Here is a 21,134-nt window from a genome sequence, read left to right on the forward strand (position 1 = left end):
ACCGACGAGGCGAGAGTTCGACAGACGATGACACCCGAGACTGCGCGGCAGCAGGAAGTGCTCATCGTGACGGGCATGTCGGGTGCGGGGCGTTCAACCGTGGCGAACGCGCTCGAAGACCTCGGCTGGTACGTCGTCGACAATCTGCCCCCGCAGATGCTCCGGCCGATGGTCGACCTCGCCGAGCACGCCGGGTCGACGCTTCCGCGCCTGGCCGCCGTGGTCGATGTGCGCGGGCGCGACTTCTTCACCGATCTGCAGGAGATCATCCAGGCGCTCCGGAGCGGCATCCAGCTGCGGGTCGTCTTCCTCGAAGCGACGGATGCGACACTCGTGCGCCGGTTCGAGCAGGTGCGGCGTCCGCATCCCCTGCAGGGCAACGGCACGCTGCTCGACGGTATCGGCGCCGAGCGGGCACGGATGACGGCGATCCGCGAGTCGAGTGACATCATCATCGACACGTCCGACCTGAACGTCCACCAGCTGGCGAACGCCGTGCAGGAGCGCTTCTCGGCCGTCGACACGGCCGGCGTGCAGGTCACGATCATGAGCTTCGGTTTCAAGTACGGCGCACCGGCCGATGCCGACGCGATGGCCGACTGCCGCTTCATCCCGAACCCGTTCTGGATCCCCGAGCTGAAGGACAAGACCGGCCTCGACCCGGAGGTGAGCGCGTATGTGCTCTCCCAGGAGGGGGCGCAGGACTTCATCGCGAACTACGCGAAGGCGCTGGCTCCCGTGTTCGCCGGCTACCAGCGCGAGAACAAACGACACGCCACAATTGCCATAGGCTGCACGGGCGGCAAACACCGCTCGGTCGCCGTGGCGCGCAGCCTGGCAGACCTGATCAGCACCAACCCCGGAGTCGTGGTGAGTGTCAAGCATCGCGACCTGGGTCGCGAATAACTGCAGCGACACCGCGCCTCACGAGGGCGTCGGTGGAGCTGACGAAGGAGATGGAAGAGATTGGCTCTCACCGCCGATGTCAAGAACGAACTGACCGAAGTCGTGGTCAGCAGAACCTCTGCCCGCGCCGCTGAACTCGCGACGATCCTGCGTTTCGCCGGAGGACTGCACCTGATCTCGGGCCGCATCGCCATCGAATCGGAGCTCGACACCCCCGAACTCGTCAAGCGCGTCCGCAAGGACCTCGCCGAGCTCTACGGGGTGCGCGGGGAGGTGCAGCTCGTCTCCGCTTCGGGTGTGCGCCGGGGCAGCTACTACCTCGTACGAGTGCTCGAAGGCGGCGAGACGCTCGCTCGCCAGACGGGGCTTCTGGATGCCCGCCGCCGCCCCATCCGCGGCCTGCCGAACCGGCTCACCACCGGCTCCATCGACGAACTCGGGGCCGTCTGGCGCGGCGCCTTCCTCGCCCAGGGCTCCCTCACCGACCCCGGACGATCCGCCGCGCTCGAGATCGTGTGCCCCGGCAACGAGGCGGCCATGGCCCTCGTCGGTGCTGCCGCCCGGTTGCACGTCGCCGCCAAGGCGCGCGAAGTGCGCGGAGTGCACCGGGTCGTCATCAGGGACGGCGAGGCCATCGCGTCGATGCTCGGCCTGATGGGCGCGAAGAAGTCCGTGGCCCGCTGGGAGGAGATGCGCCAGCGCCGCGAGGTGCGTGCGACCGCCAACCGTCTCGTGAACTTCGACGACGCGAACCTCCGCCGCTCGGCCCAGGCCGCCGTGGCGGCGTGCTCCCGGGTGGAGCGCGCACTGGAGATCATCGGCGACGAGGTGCCCGAGCACCTGCGTTACGCAGGTGAACTCCGGCTGAACTTTCGGGACGCGAGCCTCGACGAACTGGGTCACCACGCCGATCCGCCCATGACGAAAGACGCGATCGCCGGGCGCATCCGTCGCCTGCTCGCCATGGCCGACAAGAAGGCGCTCGACCTCGGGATCCCCGGCACGGATGCGAACCTGCCACCCGATCTCGACGACTGAACCATTCAATAGACTGGAACAAACGAGTACAAGGAGAAAATGATGGCTGAATACACCCTTCCAGACCTTCCCTACGACTACGCAGCGCTCGAGCCGCACATCAGTGCGACGATCATGCAGCTGCACCACGACAAGCACCACGCGACCTACGTCGCCGGTGCGAACACGGCCAACAGCGCCCTCGCAGACGCGCGCGACAAGGGCGACCTCGGCGCCGTCAACAAGCTCGAGAAAGACCTGGCGTTCAACCTCGGCGGCCACGTCAACCACTCCATCTTCTGGACCAACCTGACCCCCGACACCTCGGAGCCCACCGGTGCACTCGCCGAGGCCATCGGTTCCGACTTCGGTGACCTCGAGAAGTTCAAGGCGCACTTCACCGCCACCGCGCTCGGCGTGCAGGGTTCGGGCTGGTCGGTTCTCGCCTACGACGTGCTCGGTGCGAAACTCAGCATCTTCCAGCTGTTCGACCAGCAGGGCAACGTGCCCTTCGGCCTCGTGCCGCTGCTCATGCTCGACGTCTGGGAGCACGCCTACTACATCGACTACAAGAACGTGCGCGCCGACTACATCAAGGCGTTCTGGAACATCGTGAACTGGGAGAACGTGGCCGCGCGCTACGCTGCCGCGACCGAGAAGACGAACGGCCTGCTGGTACTGTCATAGCGACGCTGTGGCGGGCCCTCCACGGGGGGCCCGCCACCCTTTCTCCACCGGTAACACCTGTACGAATATTTCATCCAGCCCCGCGGGGCCACACTCACAGGAGCACTACGTGTCCGTAAAGATCGGCATCAACGGCTTCGGCCGCATTGGCCGTAACTACTTCCGAGCAGCCCTCGCCAAGGGCAGCGACATCGAGATCGTCGCCGTCAACGACCTGACCGACAACAAGGCCCTCGCCCACCTCCTCAAGTACGACACGATCAACGGTCGCCTGAACGCCACCGTCGAGCTCGAGGGTGACAACATCATCGTCAACGGCAAGCCGATCCTCGTGCTGGCCGAGCGCGATCCCGCCAACCTCCCGTGGGGCGAGCTGGGTGTCGACATCGTCATCGAGTCCACCGGCCGCTTCACCAAGGCAGAGGATGCCCGCAAGCACATCCAGGGCGGCGCCAAGAAGGTCATCGTCTCCGCTCCCGCCACCGGCGACGGCGTCGCCACGCTGGTTCTCGGCGTCAACGAGGGCACGTACGACCCCGCCATCCACGACGTCATTTCGAACGCGTCGTGCACCACGAACTGCCTCGCGCCGCTGGCCAAGGTCTTCATGGACAACTTCGGCATCGAGCGTGGCCTGATGACCACCGTGCACGCCTACACCGCCGACCAGAACCTGCAGGACGGGCCGCACAGCGACCTCCGCCGTGCACGCGCTGCGGCCGCGAACATCATCCCGACCTCGACCGGTGCCGCCAAGGCGCTCGGCCTCGTCATCCCCGAGCTCGTCGGCAAGCTCGACGGCTACGCGCTCCGCGTTCCGGTGCCGACCGGCTCGATCACCGACCTCACCGTCGAAGCGACCAAGCCCGTCACCGTGGCCGAGGTCAACGCCGCATACAAGGCTGCTGCCGAGGGACCACTGAAGGGCATCCTGAAGTACACCGAAGACGAGATCGTCTCCAGCGACATCGTGGGCGACCCGCACTCCTCGATCTTCGACGCCGGCCTGACCAAGGTCATCGGCAACCAGGTCAAGGTGGCTTCGTGGTACGACAACGAGTGGGGCTACTCCAACCGTCTCGTCGACATCACCGAGTACGTCGCCGACAAGCTGTAGAGAAAAACGAGAAGTGACGATACGTACGCTTGAGTCCCTCGGGTCGCTCGATGGCAAGACTGTCATCATCCGCTGCGACCTGAATGTGCCGTTGAAAGACGGCACCATCACCGACGACGGTCGTATCCGTGCGTCACTTCCCACGCTTCAGGCTCTGGCCTCTCAGGGCGCCAAGGTGGTCATCGTGAGCCACCTCGGGCGCCCTGAGGGCACGCCCGAAGCAAAGTACAGCCTGGCGCCGGTCGCCTCGCGACTCTCCGAGCTGCTGGAGCAGCCTGTCGCCTTCGCGGACGACACCGTCGGCGCGAGCGCATCGAAGGCCGCAGGCGACCTCGAGAACGGCGGCTTCGCGCTGCTCGAGAACCTCCGGTTCAACCCGGGGGAGACGAGCAAGGACGACGCCGAACGCCGCGAGTTCGCTGAGCGCCTTGTAGCCACCGTTTTCGCGGACGCCTTCGTCTCCGACGGTTTCGGCGTCGTGCACCGCAAGCAGGCGAGCGTCTTCGAGCTCGCCGAACTGCTGCCGAGCGCTGCCGGCCTGCTGATCGAGACAGAGCTCGACGTACTCGAGAAGCTCACTGAGAAGCCCACGCGCCCGTACGCCGTCGTACTCGGCGGCTCGAAGGTCTCCGACAAGCTCGGGGTCATCGGCCACCTGCTGCCGAAGGTCGACTCGCTGCTGATCGGCGGCGGAATGCTCTTCACCTTCCTCGCCGCCCAGGGTCACCAGGTCGGCGCGAGCCTGCTCGAGAAGGACCAGATCGACACCGTCAAGGGTTACCTCGACACAGCGGCCGAACTCGGCGTGAAGATCGTTCTGCCGACAGATGTCGTCGTGGCATCGAAGTTCGGCGCAGATGCCGAGCACACCGTCACCAGCGCCGAGACCATCGAGGAGACACCGTTCGGTGAGAGCGGCCTCGGCCTCGACATCGGCCCGGAGACCGCAGCCACCTTCGCAAGCATCATCGAGAGCGCACACACCGTGTTCTGGAACGGCCCGATGGGCGTCTTCGAACTCGCTCCCTTCGCCGAGGGAACCCGATCCATCGCCGCCGCACTGACGAAGGTCGACGGCCTCGGCGTCGTCGGCGGCGGGGACTCCGCAGCCGCCGTCCGTGCGCTCGGTTTCACTGACGACCAATTCGGTCACATCTCCACCGGCGGCGGTGCGAGCCTCGAATTCCTCGAAGGCAAGCGCCTGCCCGGCCTCGACGTTCTCGGATGGACAGCATCATGACCCGCACACCCCTCATCGCCGGCAACTGGAAGATGAACCTCGACCACCTGCAGTCGATCGCCTTCGTGCAGAAGCTCGCCTGGAGCCTCAAAGACGCCTCGCACAGCTTCGACGACGTCGAGGTCGCGATCTTCCCGCCGTTCACCGACCTGCGCTCGGTGCAGACCCTGGTCTCGGCCGACAAGCTCGAACTCGCCTACGGCGCTCAGGATGTCTCTGCCCACGACTCGGGTGCCTACACCGGTGAGATCTCCGGCCAGTTCCTCGCGAAGCTGGAATGCGCCTACGTGATCATCGGGCACTCAGAGCGCCGTACGCTGCACAACGAGACCGACGAGGAGATCGGCGCCAAGGTCGCCGCCGCGCTCAAGCACGGCCTCGTACCCGTTCTCTGTGTCGGTGAGACCGCCGAGGACCTCGAGAAGTTCGGCCCGAGCGCCGTACCGGTCGCGCAACTGAAGGCCGCCCTCGCCGGTGTCGCCTCCGACGCGAACCTCGTCGTCGCCTACGAGCCCGTCTGGGCGATCGGCTCCGGCCAGGCAGCGACGCCCGAGCAGGCCGAGCAGGTCTGCGCAGCCCTCCGTGCGGAGCTCGCCACCACGCTCAGCTCCGAAACCGCTGCCGCCACCCGCATCCTCTACGGCGGTTCGGTGAAGTCGGGCAACATCGCCGGTTTCATGCGCGAACCGAACGTCGACGGCGCCCTCGTCGGAGGCGCGAGCCTCGATCTCGACGAGTTCAGTGCCATCGTGCGCTACAAGAAGCACGTGGGCGTGTAGCAAATCTCCAAGTCGGCGAGACCAAGGTATACTTACCCTTGGTCTTGCGGGGGGCTGGTCGTCTCCCGTCGTGTGTGAAAGGTAACCCTTGCAAATCCTCCAGGTCGTCTTGCAGGTTCTGCTCGGCATAACCAGTCTGCTTCTGACACTCCTGATCCTGCTCCACCGCGGTCGCGGTGGCGGGCTCTCAGACATGTTCGGCGGTGGCGTCACCTCGAACCTCGGTGCATCCGGTGTCGCAGAGCGAAACCTCAACCGCATCACCGTCATTCTCGGCGTCATCTGGGTCGCGAGCATCATTGTTCTCGGCCTCATCACCAAATTCGATTCCGGAAACTAGGGGGGCATTCCATGGCATCAGGCGGCAGCGCCATCAGAGGTTCGCGCGTCGGCGCTGGACCCATGGGCGAACAGGATCGGGGCTACCACGCCGATCGCATCAAGGTCTCCTACTGGGACGCGCTCGGCAACGAGACCGTGCGGTACTTCGCAGCGAACCTCCCGGTCGACGAGATCCCCGAGACCATCGACTCTCCCCAGTCGGGTCTGCCGGCCGGTCGCGACCAGCTGAACCCCCCGTCGGTGGCGAAGCTCGAGCCGTACAAGACCCACCTGGCCTACGTGAAAGAGCGCCGCACCGAAGAAGAGGCAGCACAGCTCCTCGAAGACGCGCTGGCCCAGCTCCGCGCCCGGCGCGGCACGGCGGCTCCCACCACGAAGTAGTACCCGCGCGAAGCGTACAAAGAAGAAGGGCCGGAGATCCACTCTCCGGCCCTTCTTCTTGTGCGGCGCGCGTGTCAGTAGGAGGGGGCGATGAGGTTCTCGGGAACCTCTGCCGCGGCATCCTGGTCGACGAAGAAGACGGTGCGCTTGCGTCCCTCGGCACCGGCGGCCGGCACCTCTTCGATCGAGGCGCCCGCCAGGGCCAGACCAAGCGGCGACGCCTTGTCGGAGCCGGCCATGACGAGCCAGATGCGGTCGGCCGAGCGGATGACCGGGAGGGTGAGGCTGAGGCGGAGGGGCGGCGGCTTGGGGGAGTTCAGCACGGGGATGACGGTCTTCTCGGTCTCCGTGATTCCTGACAGCCCGGGGAACAGGGAGGCGATGTGCCCGTCGGGACCGACCCCGAGGAACATGATGTCGAAGCGCGGGTACCGCTGGCCATCCGGAGCCGCGGCCTCGAGCTCTGCCGCGTACGAAGCGGCGGCCTCGTCGATGTCGGGTATCTCGTCCGATGAGGCGAAGGCGTGCACCTTCGCCTCATCGAGCGGAATGTGGTCGAGGAGCGCCTCGCGCGCCTGCCCATCGTTCCGGTCGGAGCTTCCCGCTTCGACGAACCGCTCGTCACCCCACCAGAAGCTGATCCGCTTCCAGTCCACATTGTTCTGCGCAGGGGAGTTGCGGATGGCAGCCAGGACGGCCGTGTTCACGCTGCCGCCGCTCAGTACCACGTGCGCTTCATCGTTCTCATCGAGGATGTCGATGATCTTCGTGATGAACCGGGCTGCGACCGCCCCAGCCAAAGAGTCTTTGTCGGGGTGGACCAGAACGCGGCGATCGGTTGTCATAGATTTCAGCCCTAGTAGGTACTTATGAACGGCCGGTCAGGCCGACATCTGTCGATTCGAACAACTCGGCAAGACCCACCGAGATCACTTCACCATACAGGTCGTCGGGATCGAGCCTGCGCAGCTCCTCGGCGAGGCAGTCCCGGAGGTTCCGGCGCGGCAGGGCGAGGTCGTGGGTGGGCTGATTCGGCTGGATCAGGGTCGCGACGTTCGGGATCTCGCGCACGAGTTCGATCACCCCGGATTCGCGCACCAGCTTCACACTGTGGATGCCGCTGGACCCGTTGGCGCGCTTCGTGAGCCCGTAGGTCACCGGCGCTTCGAGCTGGTGACCGAGCCACGCGGCCAGAAGCAGTGTGGAGGGCGAATCGGATGCCCCCTGCACCTCCACCGCGACGACGGGCTCGAAGGGCGGCTGGTCGAGCACCGCGGCGAGCTGGGCCCGCCAGAGCGTGAGGCGCGTCCACGCGAAGTCCGTGTCACCGGGCGCGTACGTCTCGGAGAGCCGGATCAGGGACTCGACCGGGTTCGGGTGGTTCGAGGCATCCGTGATGCGTCGCTGGGCGATGCGACCGAGGCTCGACGTCGACGCCTTGTCGGGCGACTCACCGGGCCACCACACGACGACGGGTGCGTCGGGCAGGAGCAGCCCCGTCACGAGACCCTCCTCGTCGGACGCTGCGGCGCCATACGCCTTCAGCAGCACCACTTCACTCGCCCCGGCGTCGCCGCCCACGCGGATCTGCGCGTCGAGCCGAGCGCCGCGACCGCTCCGTGCGGCATCGATGTCGGTGTCGGTCGAGACCACGATGACGCGCATCGGATGCTCGCGCGAGGCGTCGTTGGCCGCCTCGATGGCCTCTTCCTCATGCCCGAGGCTCGTGCGGATCACCAGCGTGAGAACACGCCCGAGGGCGACAGCGCCGCCCTCCTCGCGGATCTTGACGAGCGCCTTCGAGATCTTGCTGGTATTGGTGTCGGGAAAGTCGACGATCACGGGCGTCTCCAGGTTCTTCCGTCGCGGGCTAAGAGTTCATCGGCCGAGTCCGGCCCCCAGGTTCCGGGGCGGTACTGGTCGGGCTGGCCCTGTGTGGCCCAGTACTCCTCGATCGGGTCGAGGATCTTCCACGACAGCTCCACTTCCTGGTGGCGCGGGAAGAGGGGTGGGTCACCGAGCAGCACATCGAGGATGAGTCGTTCGTAGGCCTCGGGGGAGGCCTCGGTGAAGGCGTGGCCGTAGCCGAAGTCCATCGTCACATCGCGCACCTGCACGCCGGCGCCGGGCACCTTCGACCCGAACCGGATCGTCACACCCTCGTCGGGCTGCACGCGGATCACGAGCGCGTTCGCGCCGAGTTCCGACGTCTGGCTCTCGGCGAAGAGATGCTGGGGGGCCCGCTTGAACACGACGGCGATCTCGGTCACCCGACGGCCGAGGCGCTTGCCTGCCCGCAGGTAGAACGGCACGCCGTCCCAGCGCCGGGTTCCGATGTCTATGCGCACGGCGGCATAGGTCTCGGTGGTCGATTCCGGATTCATACCGTCTTCTTCGAGGAAGCCGGGAACGTATTCGCCGCCCTGCCAGCCGCTCGAGTACTGGCCGCGAGCGGTCGAGTGCGAGAGATCCTTGGGAAGCTTGACGGCGGCGAGCACCTTCTCCTTCTCGGCCCGCAGGTCTGCGGCGTTGAACGAGATCGGCTCCTCCATGGCGGTGAGCGCCATCAGCTGCAGCAGGTGGTTCTGGATGACGTCGCGTGCCGCGCCGATGCCGTCGTAGTAACCGGCGCGGCCGCCCACCCCGATGTCCTCGGCCATGGTGATCTGCACGTGGTCGACGTAGTTGCCGTTCCAGATGGGTTCGTAGAGCTGGTTGGCGAAACGGAGCGCGAGGATGTTCTGCACCGTCTCCTTGCCGAGGTAGTGGTCGATGCGGAAGACGTCGTCGGGGGCGAACACGGATTCGACGACATCGTTCAGCTCACGGGCCGTCTTCAGGTCGCTGCCGAACGGCTTCTCGATGACGACGCGGCGCCACTGGCCGGGCTCCGGACGGGCCAGGCCCGAACGGCGGAGCTGCTCCGTGACCAGGGGGAAGGCCTTCGGCGGGATCGACAGGTAGAACGCATGGTTGCCCATGGTGCCCCGGGTGGAGTCCAGCTCGTCGATGACCTCCTTCAGGTGCTCGAACGCCGAGTCGTCGTCGAACTCACCCGACACGAACCGGATGCCCTCGGAGAGCTGGCGCCACACATCTTCGTCGAAGGGAGTGCGGGCGTACTCCTTGACCGAGTCGTGGACGACCCGTTCGAAGTCCTGATCTTCCCAGTCGCGTCGGGCGAAGCCGACGAGCGAGAAGCCCGGGGGGAGGAGTCCGCGGCTGGCGAGGTCGTAGACCGCCGGCATCAGCTTCTTACGCGACAGGTCGCCCGTCACACCGAAGATCACGAGGGCGCTGGGCCCGGCGATCCGGTTCAGGCGGCGGTCCGTCGAAAGCCTCAGCGGATTGAAATCCGGAGTGATCTCTACCGGTGGCATCGTGCTCCTTGCGTGTGCTCTGGTGTGTGTGGGGTGAAGAGCCCGACGCGCCGTGCGTGCGCGCCGGGCGGGGTGCCTGGCTCGGAGGTCTACCCGACGGCGTCGAACAGAACGGAGGCACCCGCGGCAGGATCGGTCAGGTTCAGTCGGAGAACGGGGCGGCCGAGCTGCTCGAGAACACTGGCGTCACCTGCCGCCTGGGCCTGGATGAGCTGGCCGAACGTGAACGGCCGATCCGGTACACCCAGATCGCTGCTCGCGTTCTCGGTGATCTGCAGGAAGACTCCGGTCGCAGGGCCTCCCTTGTGGTACTGGCCGGTCGAGTGCAGGAACCGCGGTCCCCAGCCGAAGGTGACCGGGCGGTCGATCTTCGCTGCGACCGCGTCCCGGAGCTCGGCGAGCTGGGGGAGTGCCAGCCGGTCCACATAGGCCTGGATGGCCACGTAACCGTCTGCCGGAGTCCCGGCGAGCAGCGCAGCGATCGCGGCGGCGACGGTGTGGACACCCTCGACGACCGAAGCGGTTCCGCGCACCTCGATGCCCGCATCGACGAAGGCGGCGGCCTCAGGGGTCGGCTGGGCATCCAGCAACCCCCGTGTCGCGACCTTGGCCGACTCGACGTCGGGCTGGTCGAACGGGTTGATGCCGAGCAGGCGACCTGCGACGGCGACCGCGTACTCCCAGGTCAGCAGCAGGCCGCCGAGCGACCCGCTGACGAGGATCTCACCGTCGTGACGGTGACCTCTGGTCGGGATGAGGTGGAACTGGTCGGCGTCCTTCACCAGGCGGACGATCTGGAGATCATCCAGGCCCTCCTTCAGTTCTGGCGCGCCCGTGTCGAGAACCACGGGGAGAAGGCCGCGGCCGATCTTGCCCGTCGACTCGGCGATGAGCTGCTCGGCCCAGTCCGCGAAACCGACGATGTGGGTGCCGTCGGAGACGATGCCCAGTTTGTCCTTCAGAGGCGAGGTGCCGGCGATCGCAGCGCCCAGGATCAGGCCCGGGTTGTCGACGTCGTCGGTGGCGAGGTAGAGCTCGATCGCTTCCGCCTCGTCGAGGAGTTCGCTGATGTCGGCACCCGCCAGGCCCGACGGCACGAGCCCGAAGGCGGTGAGGGCCGAGTAGCGGCCACCGACATTCGGGTCGGCCGTGAACACCCGGTAGCCGGCCTCGCGCGCCGACGACTCGAGCGGCGAGCCCGGGTCGGTCACTACGACGATGCGCTCCGCCGGGTCGATACCGGCGTCGCGGAACGCCTTCTCGTAGACACGGCGCTGGCTGTCGGTCTCCACTGTCGACCCCGACTTCGACGAGACCACGAGAACGGTCGCCGAGAGGCTGTCGTTCACCGCGGCCTCGACCTGGGTCGGGGCCGTCGAGTCGAGCACGGTGAGCGAGACACCGGCGGTACCGGCGATGACCTCGGGAGCGAGGGAGGATCCACCCATGCCGGCCAGCACGACGTGATCCACACCCTTCGCGAGGAGCTCGCTCCTCAGCGCCTCGATCTCGGCGACCAGCGGGCGGGAGACCGAGACGGCCTCCACCCAGCCGAGCCGCACTGCCGCGTCGGCCTCGGCCTCGGGGCCCCAGAGCGCGGGGTCTGACGCCGTGATGCTCGAGGCCACGAGGTCGTCGACCAGCTGCGGGAGATGGGTGTCGACCGCTACGGCCGCCGGTCCACTGACGTGGATCCGTACGCTCACTTGGCGGCGTCCAGCGCCGTCTGGACGGTCTCGAGCAGTTCGTTCCACGACACGATGAACTTCTCGACACCCTCCTTCTCGAGCAGCTCGGTGACCTCGGCGTACGAGATCCCCTGGGCGGCGATGGCGTCGAGCACCTTGTTCGCGGCGGCGTAGCTGCCGGCGATCGTGTTGCCGGCGACGACACCGTGGTCGAAGGTCGCGTCGAGCGTCTTCTCGGGCATCGTGTTGACGACCTCGGGCGCTGCCAACTCGACCACGTAGGTCGTGTCGAGCACGTCGGGGTCCTTCACACCGGTGGATGCCCAGAGCGGCCGCTGCTTGTTGGCACCGGCTTCGAGCAGGACTTTCGCACGCTCGGTCGAGAAGGCCTGCTCGTAGACCTCGTAGGCGAGCTGGGCGTTCGCGACGCCGGCCTTGCTCTTCAGCGCGAGGGCGTCGTCGGTGCCGATGGCGACGAGACGCTTGTCGATCTCGGTGTCGACGCGCGACACGAAGAACGAGGCGACCGAGTGGATCTTCGTCAGGTCTTCGCCAGCGGCCTGCGCCTGCTCGAGACCGGCCAGGTAGGCGTTGATGACGTCGCGGTAGCGCTCGAGGCTGAAGATCAGGGTCACGTTGACACTGATTCCGGCCGCGATCGTGGCGGTGATGGCTTCGAGACCCTCGATCGTCGCGGGGATCTTGATGAGCACGTTCTCTTTGTCGACCTTGTCGAACAGTTCCTTGGCCTGCTTGATCGTTGCCGCAGCATCGTTCGCGAAGCCGGGCTCGACCTCGATCGACACGCGACCGTCGAAGCCGTTGGTCGAATCGTATATCGGGCGGAAGATGTCGCAGCCCTGTGCGACGTCGCTCGTCGTGATCTCGAACACGGCGTCGGTGACGTTCGTGCCCTTCGCAGCGAGTTCCCGAACCTGCTCGTCGTACGCCTCGCCCTTGGCCAGGGCGGAAGCGAAGATCGACGGGTTGGTCGTGACGCCGACGACGTTCTTCTCAGCGATGAGCTTCTGCAGGTTGTCGGTCTTCAGTCGCTCCCGCGAGAGGTCGTCGAGCCAGATGCTGACGCCGACGGCTGAGAGCTGCGCGGTGGGAGTGGATGTCTGTGTATCAGTCATGCGTGTTGTCTCCTTGAAACGGGTGTGGGTGAAGGAAGCGTGGAGTTACTTGAGGCCCGCAAGCGAGACTTTGGCGGCCTCGATCGCGGCGCCGGTGGTCATCCCGAACTCGCGGAACAGCGTCTTGTAGTCGGCGGATGCGCCGAAGTGCTCGATCGACACGCTCTTGCCGGCGTCACCGACGTAACCCCGCCAGGTCAGCGCGAGGCCGGCCTCGATCGACACGCGCGCCTTCACGGCAGCGGGGAGCACCGATTCGCGGTACTCGGCGCTCTGCTCCTCGAACCACTCCAAGCACGGAGCGGACACGACGCGGGCGTTGATGCCGTCGGCCTTCAGCAGCTCGCGCGCCTCGACGGCGATCTGCACCTCGGAACCGGTCGCGATGAAGATCACGTCGGGCGTGCCGTTCGGAGCCTCGGCCAGAACGTAGGCGCCCTGCGCGGTGTACTTCGCCGAGGCGAACGTCTCACCGCTCGCCTCGCCCTCGCCACGCTCGTAGACGGGGATGTTCTGGCGCGTCAACGCGAGACCGGCCGGTCCCTGGCGACGTTCGAGGATCGTCTTCCACGCATAGGAGACCTCGTTCGCATCCCCGGGGCGGACGACATCCAGACCCGGGATCGCACGCAGCGTCGACAGCTGCTCGATCGGCTGGTGGGTCGGGCCGTCTTCGCCGAGCGCCACGGAGTCGTGGGTCCAGACGTAGATCGCCGGGGACTTCATGAGCGCCGCGAGACGCACAGCCGGGCGCATGTAGTCGGAGAAGATCAGGAATGTGCCGCCGAAGGGGCGGGTGTTGCCGTGCAGGACGATGCCGTTCAGGATCGAACCCATGGCGTGCTCGCGGATGCCGAAGTGCAGCACGCGGCCGTAGGGGTTGCCCGTCCACTCGTGGGTGGAGTGCTCAGCGGGCACGAACGACGCCGCCGACTCGATGGTCGTGTTGTTCGACTCCGCGAGGTCGGCCGAGCCGCCCCAGAACTCGGGCATGATCTCGGCGATCGCGTTGATGACCTTGCCGGAGGAGGCGCGGGTCGAGACCTCTTTGCCCGCCTCGAAAACGGGGAGAGCGGCTTCGAGGCCGTCGGGCACGTCGCCCGACAGAACACGATCGAGCAGCACCTTCTTCTCGGGGTTGGCTTCGGCCCAGGCGGTGAAGCCGACCTGCCACTCCTCGTGGGCTGCGGTTCCACGGGTCAGGGCCTCACGGGTGTGGGAGATGACCTCGTCCGAGACGGCGAAGGTCTCGTCGGGGTTGAAGCCGAGCACCTCCTTGAGACCCTTCAGCTCCTCGGCACCGAGAGCCGACCCGTGGATCTTGCCGGTGTTCTGCTTCTTCGGGCTCGGGAAGCCGATGATGGTCTTCAGGATGATCAGGCTGGGCTTGGAGGTCTCGGCCTTGGCGGCGTCGATGGCCTCGCTCAGGGCCTGGACGTCTTCGACGTAGACTCCGGTCTTCTTCCAGTCCACGACCTGCACGTGCCAGTGCAGGGCCTCGAAGCGCGCGTGCACGTCTTCGGTGAACGCGATGTTCGTGTCGTCCTCGATCGAGATCTGGTTCGAGTCGTAGAACGCGATCAGGTTGCCGAGCTGCTGGTGACCGGCGAGCGAGGAAGCCTCGTTGGTGACGCCCTCCTCCATGTCGCCATCACCGGCGATGGTGTAGACGAAGTGGTCGAACGGGCTCGTGCCGGGTGCGGCATCCGGGTCGAAGAGTCCGCGCTCGAAGCGCGAGGCGTAGGCGAAACCGACGGCCGAGGCGAGACCCTGGCCGAGCGGGCCGGTGGTGATCTCGACTCCGTCGGTGTGGCCGTACTCGGGGTGGCCGGGCGTCAGCGAACCCCACGTGCGGAGCTTCTTCAGGTCGTCGAGTTCGAGGCCGTAGCCGCCGAGGTACAGCTGGATGTACAGGGTGAGTGAGCTGTGGCCCACAGAGAGGATGAAACGGTCGCGGCCGATCCACTCGTTGTCGCTGGGGTCGCGGCGCATCTCCTTCTGGAACAAAAGGTAGGCGAGCGGCGCAAGGCTGATGGCGGTACCCGGATGACCGTTCCCGACCTTCTCGACGGCGTCAGCAGCGAGAACCTTCGCTGTGCTAACGGCCTTGTCGTCAATTGAATCCCACTGCAGTGATGCCACGAGGTTTAGAGCCCTTCTTCGGTTGCCGACGCGGTGAGACCCCGGACACCATTGAGCCGCAGGTGATTCCCACCTCGGCTCCCAGTATAGAGATTCCGGGGGTGCCGCCGCCCGCCCGTGCCGACTTCTACGCGCCGTAAACTATGCTGGGATCCGGTATGTCGAACGCAGTTAGAGGAGCAATGGACGTTGCTGTAGAAGGCCGAGTCGAGCATCCGCGGATTTCCGTGGGTCAGAAGGCCAGGGCATACGTCGCGCTGACGAAGCCACGCGTCATGGAGCTGCTGCTCGTGACCACGGTTCCGGTGATGATCCTCGCCCAGGGCGGGATCCCCAATCTGTGGCTCGTCGTCGCCACCCTCATCGGCGGTGCTCTGAGCGCCGGCGGGGCTGGGGCATTCAACTGCTACGTCGATCGCGACATCGACCGCGTGATGAACCGTACGCAGGGGCGCCCCCTGGTGACGGGGGAGCTGACCGACCGGCAGGCGCTTGTGTTCGCGTGGGTGCTGGCGATCGTCTCGACGCTCTGGTTCGGGTTGCTGGTCAACTGGTTCAGCGCACTGCTCTCGGTCATCGCGATCTTCCTCTACGCGGTCGTCTACACGATCATCCTGAAGCGCCACACGTCGCAGAACATCATCTGGGGCGGAACGGCGGGCTGCATGCCCGTGCTGATCGGCTGGGCTGCTGTCGACAACTCGCTCGACTGGCCGGCCTGGATCCTGTTCGGCGTGATCTTCCTCTGGACGCCGCCGCACTACTGGCCGCTCTCGATGCGGTACCGCGATGACTACAAGTCGGTCGGCGTGCCGATGCTCGCCGTGATCCGCGGGCAGTCCGTCGTCGGGTTGCAGACGATCCTCTACGCCTGGGCCACCGTCGCGTGCTCCCTGCTGCTCGTGCCCGTCGCCTCGATGGGAATCGTCTACACGGTTGCCGCCCTGGCTTCCGGTGGATGGTTCGTCTACGAGACCCACCGCCTCTACAGCAGCGCCATCCGCCACGGTTCGGTCAAGCCGATGCGCGTCTTCCACGCCTCGATCACCTACCTGACGATCCTCTTCCTGGCGATCGCGATCGACCCCCTGGTGCGCATCTTCCCCTTCACCTTCTAGCACTCTGAGGGTTTCTCAGTTACGCTGGATGCGTGACGAATGAGACCCAGCCGCGGCGCCGCACGACGTCGATCTCCATCGTGATCGTTGGACTGTCCGGGCTGGCCATCGTTCTCGCGATACCGACAGAGGTGGTATCGATCTCCTCCTTCGCCCATTCCGCGCCAGGCGGAGCAGGAATCGGATGGTCGCCGACCGACTGGCTGGTCTACCTGCATCCCATCTCGACCAGCATCGCCTGTCTGGTGGGCACGATCTCGGTGCTTCTCGCCCTCCAACGAAGACTCATGGCGCCGGATGAAAAGTCGACAGTGACATTGGGGCTCGCCGCCGTCGGTCTCGTCTGCGCGTTGGCCTCGGCGGCCTACGCCGCAGTTCCCGCTCTGCCTGCAGCGAGCGTTTCGCTCTTCTGAACCAGGCCCGACGGGTGGCCGGACGAAGCGGGGGCCGGGGCGGGGCGGCGCTCCGCCAGGAGTGTCGCGGTCATGGCTGCGACGAGGCTGGCGGCGAGCACCAACTGCACCATCCGTACCCGCCCACCGGGTCAGGGGGCGGCGGTGCGGGTGAAGAGGTGCGCGACGGTTGTTACGGCGGCGACGTATTCGGCACGGTCGAAGATGAACGGGGGGAGCGCGGAGTAGTCACGTTCACGGCGGAACGGCTGTTCGAAGCTCTGCCAGGTCACGGTGTCGGGGGTGGTGACGATCGTCACGCCGAACGGCCAGCAGCCGAGTTCGCCGCATTCGCAACCCAGAACCCACACCCGTCCGCCGGTCGAGCCGAATCCCGTGAGGCCCACCCCGAGCCAGTATTCGATGGCCGTGCCGAGACGGAAGACACCGGGGAAGAGGCCACCATAACCGCCGGCCGGATCCCATCCCCGGCTCGCTTCGAACTCCATGACGATCTCCGAGAACGGTCTGCCATCGACCACAGCCAGAACCTCGACGGCATTCATGTCGCTGGAAGGATCTGTGCGGAAGGTCATCGTAGCTGGGGCCATCACCCCACTATATGAGCAAAGCTCTAAACAGCGTTCATGCAGAGGCAGACGCCGAGGCCGAGGTGCGCGTGGGGCGACTGGCACCTGCCGGGGCGGGGCGGCGCTCCGCCAGGAGTGTCGCGGTCATGGCCGCGACGAGGCTGGCGGCGAGCACCATGTGCAGGACGACGAGGGCGGGCGGCAGGCCGAGGCGCGACTGGGTGAGGCCGACCGCGATCTGCGCCAGCTCGATCACGAGCAGCGTCACGACCCAGCGGCGGGGGAGCCCACGCACCAGTGCGACCACCACGAGCAGCAGCGTCAGGGCGAAGAGCACGTACGCGGGATAGCTGTGCAGGTGCTCCATCACGTCGGTGTTCAGGCCGTTGCGCGGCGTCGCGGCGTCTCCGGCGTGCGGGCCCGATCCGGTGGTCAGGATGCCCAGGGCCACCGCCAGCCCGACGAACACGGCCGCGAGGCGGGAGACCGCGAGGTACCACGCCGGTACAGCGAGCGTCAGGCCGACCGCCGCGCCGCGCCGCCCGGTGTACACCCGGTAGACGAGCATGGTCGTCACGACGACCAACCCGATCGACACCACGAAGTGCAGTCCGACGATGTAGGGGTTCAGGCCGGTCAGCACCGTGATTCCACCGATGACAGCTTGCAGCGGGATCGAGAGCCCCTGCAGCAGCGTGAGCACGAACAGGTCGCGGCGTTCCTTTCGGATCCGCAGCACCGCGACGAAGACAGCGATCGAGACCAGGACGACGACGAAAGTCAGCAGGCGGTTCGTGAACTCGATGATGCCGTGCACGCCCATCTCGGGAGTCGACACGAACGACCCCTCCGTGCACTGGGGCCAGGTGGGGCATCCGAGGCCCGAACCCGTCAGGCGCACAGCCCCTCCCGTACCGATGAGGATGATCTGCACCACCAGCGAAGCCCAGGCGAGCACCCGCACCCGGGTGTCGACAGAAGCGGGGAGCCACGCATACAGGCGTTTCACAGAGCAGGTTCCTTCATGGTGCGGGGGCCGATAGAGTAAGAGGGTCAAGAATCCGCGCCGCAGGCGCAACGGGCTATTCACACGAGGCGGCACTGAAGCCGAAGACACTCGCTTCATTCTAAGTACAGAGCCTCGATGTTCTACGCTTCGTGGAATTCCTTCTGACCTTGACATGTTGTACACGAAAAGGAAGGGAGAAAGTCATGACAGACGTACTCATCGACCGCCCAGAACTTCAGAACCTGGGGGTGTACGAGTTCGGGTGGTCCGACTCCGACGCCGCCGGCGCGATCGCGAAGCGCGGCATCTCGCCCGACGTCGTGAAGGGCATCTCCACGCTCAAGAACGAGCCCGAATGGATGCTCAAGAACCGCCTCAAGGCTCTTGCTCTCTTCGAGAAGAAGCCCATGCCGACGTGGGGTGCAGACCTCTCGGGCATCGACTTCGACAACATCAAGTACTTCGTGCGGTCGACCGAGAAGCAGGCCACCACGTGGGACGACCTGCCCGACGACATCAAGAACACCTACGAGAAGCTCGGCATCCCCGAGGCGGAGCGCCAGCGCCTCGTCTCCGGCGTCGCAGCACAGTACGAGTCCGAGGTGGTCTACCACACCATCCGTGAAGACCTCGAGGCCCAGGGCGTCATCTTCATGGACACCGACACCGCGCTGCGTGAGCACCCGGAGTTCTTCGACGAGTACTTCGGCACGGTCATCCCGTCGGGCGACAACAAGTTCGCCGCATTGAACTCGGCCGTCTGGTCGGGCGGCTCCTTCGTCTACGTGCCGAAGAACGTGCACGTCGAGATTCCGCTGCAGGCCTACTTCCGCATCAACACCGAGAACATGGGCCAGTTCGAGCGCACGCTCATCATCGCCGACGAGGGCTCGTACGTTCACTACATCGAGGGCTGCACCGCTCCGATCTACAAGAGCGACTCGCTGCACTCCGCGGTCGTCGAGATCATCGTGAAGAAGCACGCCCGCGTTCGCTACACCACGATCCAGAACTGGTCGAACAACGTCTACAACCTGGTCACCAAGCGGGCCATCGCCCACGAGGGCGCGACGATGGAGTGGATCGACGGCAACATCGGTTCCAAGGTCACCATGAAGTACCCATCGATCTACCTGGTCGGCGAGCACGCCAAGGGTGAGACTCTCTCCGTCGCGTTCGCGGGGCCCGGCCAGCACCAGGACGCCGGCGCGAAGATGATCCACATGGCGCCGTACACGCAGTCGTCGATCGTCTCGAAGTCGATCGCCCGTGGCGGTGGCCGCGCTGGCTACCGCGGTGAGGTGCGAGTCGCCGAGAACGCCCACCACTCCGCGAACACGGTCCGCTGCGACGCCCTCCTGGTCGATACGCAGTCCCGCAGCGACACGTACCCCGCGATCGACATCCGGGTGGATGATGTACAGCTCGGCCACGAGGCGACCGTCTCACGGGTCAGCGAGGAACAGCTCTTCTACCTGATGAGCCGAGGGCTCCCCGAAGACGAGGCCATGGCGATGATCGTGCGCGGGTTCATCGAACCCATCGCCCGCGAGCTCCCCATGGAGTACGCGCTCGAACTCAACAAGCTCATCGAGATGGGCATGGAAGGGTCAGTAGGTTAATGACCTCTGTTTCACCTGCTTCTACAACCGCGCCCGAAAGCGCGACGGCCCCGGAGGCCACCACGGCGGCCCCGGTCTCCGGCGGCCACCGCGGCGCCCCCATGGGCTCGAAGTCGCACACCGACGGGGCCTGGTCCGAGCGACCGGTGCAGACCCGTTCGGAACGGTACTCCTCGGCGAACGTCGGCGACTTCGACAAGCCGACCGGGCGCGAAGTCGACTGGAAGCTCACCCCGATCAAGCTGATCGACGACCTGATCAACGGTGAGCTCGACGGTTCGCCGTTCAAGGGCAACCTCGCGGTCGCGCAGCCCGTCGACGGATTCTCGCTCGCGTGGATCGACCGTACCGACAAGCGAATCGGATCGGCCGGCCTCCCCGAAGACCGGGCGAGCGCCAACGCGTGGTCGCACTTCGACCAGGCCCTCGCGATCGACATAACTGGCGAAGCGCCGACGGGCGAGTTCATCGTCTCCCGGTCGGGGCTCGGGACGGTTGCGCGCGCTGCGCACACCGTGATCACGGCGGCACCGAACAGCCGCGGCATCCTCGTGCTCGAGAATGCCGGCGACGCCCGGCTCGCCGAGAACGTCGAGATCGTCATTGGTGAGGGTGCCCACATCACCGTGGTGAGCGTGCAGGAGTGGAACGACTCCGCCGCGCACCTCGCAAGCCACTTCGCGCAGGTCGGTCGCGACGCGACCCTCCGCCACATCGTGGTCTCGCTCGGCGGCGGCGTCGTGCGGGTGAATCCGAGCATCCACCTCTCGGCGCCCGGCAGCAACACGGAGGCCTACGGGCTCTACTTCGCGGATGCCGGACAGCACCTCGAGCAGCAGGTCTACATCGACCATGCGGCCGAGAACTCGCGCAGCCGGGTGAAGTACAAGGGCGCGCTCCAGGGCGAGGGCGCACACTCGGTCTGGATCGGCGACGTGCTCATCCGCCAGACGGCGGACGGCACCGACAGCTACGAGGAGAACCGCAACCTGGTTCTCTCCGAGGGCACCCGCGCCGACTCCATCCCGAACCTCGAAATCGAGACCGGCAACATCCTCGGGGCTGGCCACGCGTCATCCACCGGCCGATTCGACGACGAGCAGCTCTTCTACCTGCAGTCCCGCGGCATCAGCGAGGAGGAGGCCAGGCGTCTCGTCGTGCGCGGATTCCTGGCGGAGATCATCCAGCAGATCGGTGCTCCCGCCGTCGAAGAGCGTCTGACCCTCGCGGTCGAGGCCGAACTGACGGTGACCGTCTGATGGCCGCCATCCGAATCTGCGCCGTCGATGAGCTCAACGAGAACGAGGCGGTGCGCGTCGAGATCGACGGCGTCGCCATCGCCCTCGTGAAGGATTCGTCGGGGGAGTGCTTCGCCATCGGCGACACCTGCACCCACGGCGACATCTCGCTCGCCGAGGGGTTCGTCGAGGATGACACGCTCGAGTGCTGGGCCCACGGCTCCAAGTTCTCGCTGCTCACCGGCAAACCCCTGACCCTCCCGGCCTACGAGCCGGTTCCCGTCTACGAGCTCAGCATCGTCGACGGCGACGTCTACATCGACCCAACTACGACAAAAGAAATCGACTAA

General features: G+C 66.2%; 21 protein-coding genes. 13 read left to right on the forward strand and 8 right to left on the reverse strand.

What is annotated here, in order from left to right:
- Positions 1-27 precede the first annotated feature (27 nt).
- The 8 genes from rapZ (at position 28) to FB464_RS05570 (ending at position 6,469) form a co-directional block, all read left to right on the forward strand.
- Positions 28-906 (forward strand): RNase adapter RapZ, encoded by an 879-nt coding sequence (gene rapZ / locus FB464_RS05535; protein ID WP_116414756.1) that lies wholly within the window; start codon positions 28-30, stop codon positions 904-906.
- A gap of 60 nt (positions 907-966) precedes the next feature.
- A complete protein-coding gene (whiA, locus tag FB464_RS05540; protein WP_116414755.1) occupies positions 967-1,944 on the forward strand; it encodes a DNA-binding protein WhiA in 978 nt (325 codons plus the stop codon).
- A 42-nt stretch (positions 1,945-1,986) separates the two neighbouring features.
- Entirely contained in the window at positions 1,987-2,610 is a 624-nt protein-coding gene (locus FB464_RS05545) for a superoxide dismutase (protein WP_116414754.1), read from the forward strand.
- 109 nt (positions 2,611-2,719) lie between these two features.
- Complete coding sequence (gene gap, locus FB464_RS05550) at positions 2,720-3,727, forward strand: type I glyceraldehyde-3-phosphate dehydrogenase (RefSeq protein ID WP_116414753.1); 1,008 nt, start codon at positions 2,720-2,722, stop codon at positions 3,725-3,727.
- A gap of 13 nt (positions 3,728-3,740) precedes the next feature.
- Complete coding sequence (locus tag FB464_RS05555) at positions 3,741-4,967, forward strand: phosphoglycerate kinase (RefSeq protein ID WP_116414752.1); 1,227 nt, start codon at positions 3,741-3,743, stop codon at positions 4,965-4,967.
- Entirely contained in the window at positions 4,964-5,746 is a 783-nt protein-coding gene (tpiA, locus tag FB464_RS05560; RefSeq protein ID WP_116416569.1) for a triose-phosphate isomerase, read from the forward strand. The genes FB464_RS05555 and tpiA overlap by 4 nt, the downstream gene beginning before the upstream one ends.
- 88 nt (positions 5,747-5,834) lie before the next feature.
- Positions 5,835-6,086, forward strand: coding sequence for a preprotein translocase subunit SecG (gene secG / locus FB464_RS05565; protein WP_116283117.1), 252 nt, complete (start codon positions 5,835-5,837; stop codon positions 6,084-6,086).
- An 11-nt stretch (positions 6,087-6,097) separates the two neighbouring features.
- Positions 6,098-6,469 (forward strand): RNA polymerase-binding protein RbpA, encoded by a 372-nt coding sequence (locus FB464_RS05570; protein WP_116414751.1) that lies wholly within the window; start codon positions 6,098-6,100, stop codon positions 6,467-6,469.
- A gap of 74 nt (positions 6,470-6,543) precedes the next feature.
- On the opposite strand, the gene pgl is transcribed toward FB464_RS05570, so the two are convergent.
- From pgl to tkt, 6 genes are all read right to left on the reverse strand, one after another.
- Positions 6,544-7,314 (reverse strand): 6-phosphogluconolactonase, encoded by a 771-nt coding sequence (pgl, locus tag FB464_RS05575; RefSeq protein WP_116414750.1) that lies wholly within the window; start codon positions 7,312-7,314, stop codon positions 6,544-6,546.
- Positions 7,315-7,336: 22 nt separating this feature from the next.
- Positions 7,337-8,311 carry a glucose-6-phosphate dehydrogenase assembly protein OpcA gene (locus FB464_RS05580; protein ID WP_116414749.1) on the reverse strand — a complete coding sequence of 325 codons (975 nt, stop codon included), beginning with the start codon at positions 8,309-8,311 and terminating at the stop codon, positions 7,337-7,339.
- Positions 8,308-9,849, reverse strand: a complete 1,542-nt coding sequence (zwf, locus tag FB464_RS05585; protein WP_116414748.1) for a glucose-6-phosphate dehydrogenase — start codon at positions 9,847-9,849, stop codon at positions 8,308-8,310. Before zwf ends, FB464_RS05580 begins: the two co-directional genes overlap by 4 nt.
- Positions 9,850-9,938: 89 nt before the next feature.
- Positions 9,939-11,555, reverse strand: coding sequence for a glucose-6-phosphate isomerase (locus FB464_RS05590; RefSeq protein WP_116414747.1), 1,617 nt, complete (start codon positions 11,553-11,555; stop codon positions 9,939-9,941).
- Entirely contained in the window at positions 11,552-12,673 is a 1,122-nt protein-coding gene (gene tal, locus FB464_RS05595) for a transaldolase (RefSeq protein WP_116414746.1), read from the reverse strand. The genes FB464_RS05590 and tal overlap by 4 nt, the downstream gene beginning before the upstream one ends.
- A 45-nt stretch (positions 12,674-12,718) precedes the next feature.
- Positions 12,719-14,815, reverse strand: a complete 2,097-nt coding sequence (tkt, locus tag FB464_RS05600; RefSeq protein ID WP_116414745.1) for a transketolase — start codon at positions 14,813-14,815, stop codon at positions 12,719-12,721.
- Positions 14,816-14,997: 182 nt separating this feature from the next.
- On the opposite strand from tkt, the gene FB464_RS05605 reads away from it, so the two are divergent.
- On the forward strand, positions 14,998-15,933 hold the full coding sequence (locus FB464_RS05605; RefSeq protein WP_116414744.1) for a heme o synthase: 936 nt from the start codon (positions 14,998-15,000) through the stop codon (positions 15,931-15,933).
- Between the two features lie 32 nt (positions 15,934-15,965).
- The gene (locus FB464_RS05610) at positions 15,966-16,346 is read left to right on the forward strand and encodes a hypothetical protein (RefSeq protein ID WP_116414743.1); all 381 of its coding nucleotides are present in this window, start codon (positions 15,966-15,968) and stop codon (positions 16,344-16,346) included.
- A 131-nt stretch (positions 16,347-16,477) separates the two neighbouring features.
- Here the strand turns inward: FB464_RS05610 and FB464_RS05615 are convergent, their stop codons facing one another.
- Both FB464_RS05615 and FB464_RS05620 read right to left on the reverse strand, forming a co-directional pair.
- A complete protein-coding gene (locus tag FB464_RS05615; protein ID WP_116414742.1) occupies positions 16,478-16,936 on the reverse strand; it encodes a hypothetical protein in 459 nt (152 codons plus the stop codon).
- 34 nt (positions 16,937-16,970) lie between these two features.
- Positions 16,971-17,924, reverse strand: a complete 954-nt coding sequence (locus tag FB464_RS05620; RefSeq protein WP_246092945.1) for a COX15/CtaA family protein — start codon at positions 17,922-17,924, stop codon at positions 16,971-16,973.
- 203 nt (positions 17,925-18,127) lie between these two features.
- Between FB464_RS05620 and sufB the strand changes: the two genes are divergently transcribed.
- Genes sufB through FB464_RS05635 form a run of 3 tightly spaced genes read left to right on the forward strand, consistent with a single transcriptional unit; the run spans position 18,128 to position 21,134 of the window.
- Positions 18,128-19,546, forward strand: coding sequence for a Fe-S cluster assembly protein SufB (gene sufB, locus FB464_RS05625; protein ID WP_116414740.1), 1,419 nt, complete (start codon positions 18,128-18,130; stop codon positions 19,544-19,546).
- Positions 19,546-20,805, forward strand: a complete 1,260-nt coding sequence (gene sufD, locus FB464_RS05630; RefSeq protein ID WP_425472401.1) for a Fe-S cluster assembly protein SufD — start codon at positions 19,546-19,548, stop codon at positions 20,803-20,805. The genes sufB and sufD overlap by 1 nt, the downstream gene beginning before the upstream one ends.
- Positions 20,805-21,134: a non-heme iron oxygenase ferredoxin subunit gene (locus FB464_RS05635; RefSeq protein ID WP_116414738.1), complete on the forward strand. Its 330-nt coding sequence runs from the start codon at positions 20,805-20,807 to the stop codon at positions 21,132-21,134. The genes sufD and FB464_RS05635 overlap by 1 nt, the downstream gene beginning before the upstream one ends.

The sequence above is a fragment of the Subtercola boreus genome, from assembly GCF_006716115.1.
Taxonomy (GTDB): domain Bacteria; phylum Actinomycetota; class Actinomycetes; order Actinomycetales; family Microbacteriaceae; genus Subtercola; species Subtercola boreus.